At 71.5% G+C, this 2,966-nt stretch carries 3 protein-coding genes; all 3 read right to left on the reverse strand.

What is annotated here, in order from left to right:
- Window positions 1-1,108 (reverse strand): murein hydrolase activator EnvC family protein (locus tag D7Y13_RS40370; RefSeq protein WP_208734544.1); only part of this gene is annotated, 1,108 nt, incomplete at its 3' end.
- A complete protein-coding gene (locus D7Y13_RS40375) occupies window positions 1,105-2,007 on the reverse strand; it encodes a cell division protein FtsX (RefSeq protein WP_120585894.1) in 903 nt (300 codons plus the stop codon). The genes D7Y13_RS40375 and D7Y13_RS40370, both read right to left, overlap by 4 nt.
- Window positions 2,004-2,696, reverse strand: coding sequence for a cell division ATP-binding protein FtsE (gene ftsE / locus D7Y13_RS40380; protein ID WP_120537747.1), 693 nt, complete (start codon window positions 2,694-2,696; stop codon window positions 2,004-2,006). The genes D7Y13_RS40375 and ftsE overlap by 4 nt, the downstream gene beginning before the upstream one ends.
- Between the last annotated feature and the right edge of the window lie 270 nt (window positions 2,697-2,966).

Raw genomic sequence — 2,966 nt, forward strand, 5'->3', positions numbered from 1 at the left:
GGGCAGGGTCAACGGCCTGACCGGCGCGGCGCACCTCGAAGTACAGGTAGGCGCCCTTGAGGGAGCCGGTGTCGCCCACCTCGCCCACCACGTCGCCCGGGGCCACGCGCGCGCCCACCTCCGCCCCGACGGTGGACAGGTGGGCCATCAGGGTGTGGAAGTCGTCGCCGTGGTCGACGATGAGCAGGTTGCCGTAGCCGCGCAGCCAGCCCGCGTAGACGACGGTGCCTTCGGCCACCGCGTGCACGGGGGTGCCCGCTGGCACGCGGATGTCCACGCCCTTCTGCACCGTGACGGTGTTGAAGCGCGGGTTCACCACCCGGCCGAACCCCACCTCGATGATGCCCGCCACCGGCCTGGGCAGCTTGCCCTTCAGCGCGCCGAAGCCGCTGGTCGCGGGGGCTTCGTGCAGGTCCACCAGCATGCGGGTGAGCTCCGCGTCCGCGCCCTCCAGCTCGCGCACGGCGCGCCTGGCCAGCTCCGCCTCGCCGGCCAGCTTCCCCACCACCTCCTCCAGGGCCTCCTGCTGGGCCCGGGCCTGCTTCGACTGCGCCTGGAGGAAGGCCACGCGCTGGGACAGCGAGGTGTGCAGCCGCTTCAGCTCCAGCGTCGCCTGTCGCTGGAGCCCCGCCACGTGCTGCACGGTGCGCAAGAGCTCCAGGTCGCCCGCCATGCTGGCCTCCAGCGCGCGGGCCCGCCACATGAGCGCGGCGAAGTCCTCCGCGGACAGGAGCACCTCCAGCGGCCGTCTGCGCTGGAGCCGGTACAGGGTGCGCAGGCGCGGGGACAGGCGGCGCAGTTGGGCGCGCAGGGCTTCGCGCAGCACGGCCTCCTCGCGCTCGGCCAGCGTGACGCGGCGGCGGAACAGGTTCAGGTCCCCTTCCAGCGCGCGCACGCGGCGGCGGGAGAAGGAGGCCATGTCCTCCATCAGCTCCATGCCCTCCAGCACGGAGAGCTTCTTCGCCTCCACCAGCGCGAGCGTGGCGCGCTGCGCGGCCAGCTTCTCGCGGATGGCCGCGCGCTCCGACTCCTCGTCCTGCTGGGCCCGCGCCAAGGTCGCGCCCAGGAGCAGCACCAGGACCATGCCAAGACAGAGGCGCCCGCTCATACCCGCAGGAAGCGCCCCACCGCGACGAAGCTGCCACCCAGGCCCAGCGCGCACCCGGCCGCGAGCAGCTCCACCGCGGTGCGCGTCTCCACCCACGGCGCGTTCACGCCCGGGCCCAGGATGAACGCGAACAGCGAGCCCAGCGTGGGCCCCAGGAGCCGGCCGAACAGCCACAGCCCGCCCAGCGCCACCAGCGCGCCCAACAGGCCCTGGAGCAACCCCTCCAGGAGGAAGGGCGCCTTCACGAAGCGGTCGGTGGCGCCCACCAGCTTCTGGATTTCAATCTCCTCGCGCCGCGCGTAGATGGCCAGTTGGAGCGTGGCCGCGACGATGACGATGGTCGTCCCCAGCACCACCACCAGCGCCACCAGCGCCCCGAAGCTCAGCGCCCGCGCGATGGCGGACAGCCGCTCCACCGCGGCCTCGCCGTAGTCCACGCCGGTGACGCCGGGCAGCGCGCGAAGCTCCTTCGCCAGCGACTGGAGCGCCGCGGGAGAGCGCCGGGCCTCCGGCACGCGCAGCTCCAGCGTCGCGGGCAGCGGGTTCTCCGGCAGCTCCGACAGGGCCTCGCCCAGGTCTCCCAGTTCGCGCTTGAGCCGCAGCAGCGCCGCTTCCGGCGGCACCACCGTCACCTCGCCGTGACTCAGCTCCACCACGCGCGTGTGGACGCCGTGGACCTCGTCCTGTCCCAGCTGCGGGGCCAGGTAGATGGTGACCTCCACCTCCCCGCCCAGCGACGCGAGCAGGTTGTCCACCACGTGCGACGCGCCGCGCGCGAGCCCCGCCGCGAACAGCGCGATGGCGATGGTGGACACCGCGATGAAGTGGACGAAGGGCGCGTGCTTCAGCCCGCCAGCCGCCGAGCGGCAGAAGTACGCCGCCTTCGACAGCACGCTCATACCAACATCCGCCGGGCCGCCTTGACGCCGTCCTCGTCGGAGACGATGAGCCCGCGCTCCAGGCGCACCGTGCGCTTCTGGTAGCGCGACAGGAGCGTGGCGTCGTGCGTGGCCACCATCACCGTGGTGCCCCGGATGTTGATGTCCGTGAGCAGGTCCATGATCTCCACGGTGAGCGCCGGGTCCAGGTTGCCGGTGGGCTCGTCCGCCAGGAGGATGGTCGGGTCATTCACGAGCGCACGCGCAATCACTACGCGCTGCTGCTCTCCACCCGACAGCCGCAGGGGCAGCGAGTTCGCCTTGTGCTCCAGCCCCACGAGCTTGAGCATCCGGTGCACCTTCTCGCGCCCCTCCACGCGGGGCACGCCCAGCACGTCCAGCGTGAAGCCCACGTTGTCCGCGACGCTGCGGTGGGGCAGCAGCTTGAAGTCCTGGAACACCACGCCGATGTTGCGCCGCAGGTACGGCACCGCCGACTCGCGGATGCGCGCGATGTTCTTGCCGCCCACCAATATCTGCCCCTTGGTGGCCTTCTCCCCGCAGAAGATGAGCTTGAGCAGCGTCGTCTTGCCCGCGCCCGAAGGCCCGGTGAGGAAGACGAACTCGCCCTTCTCCACGTTCAGGTTGATGTCCTGCAGGACGGGCGGATCGCCGGGGTACGCCTTGTAGACGTGGAAGAACTGGATCATGACCGGGAGCGCAAGCCCCCGAAGCCTACCACGGCCCCGGAGCACGCCCAGGAACGGGCCGCTCACGGGGAAACGCGGACAGGCGGTGCGACTTAAGAGGGCTCACCCTCGCTGGCGAGGTAGCTCAGGATGACCTCGTCCAGGCTCTTCTCGGAGATGAGGTCCTCGCCGAACAGCGTCTCCACGCCCACCTCGTTGATGCGGGGCTTCTCCTTGAGGGCGCGCGCGGCGGCCACTTCGGGAGGGAGCACGATGGGGGCGGCGACGGTG

Origin of the sequence: Corallococcus praedator, from assembly GCF_003612125.1 — a bacterium.
Classification (GTDB): domain Bacteria; phylum Myxococcota; class Myxococcia; order Myxococcales; family Myxococcaceae; genus Corallococcus; species Corallococcus praedator.

What these genes read in the sequence shown, in the direction of transcription:
- D7Y13_RS40375 (WP_120585894.1), bottom strand. Translation starts at nt 2,007, where the DNA reads ATGAGCGTGCTGTCGAAGGCGGCGTACTTCTGCCGCTCGGCGGCTGGC.
- ftsE (WP_120537747.1), bottom strand. Translation starts at nt 2,696, where the DNA reads ATGATCCAGTTCTTCCACGTCTACAAGGCGTACCCCGGCGATCCGCCC.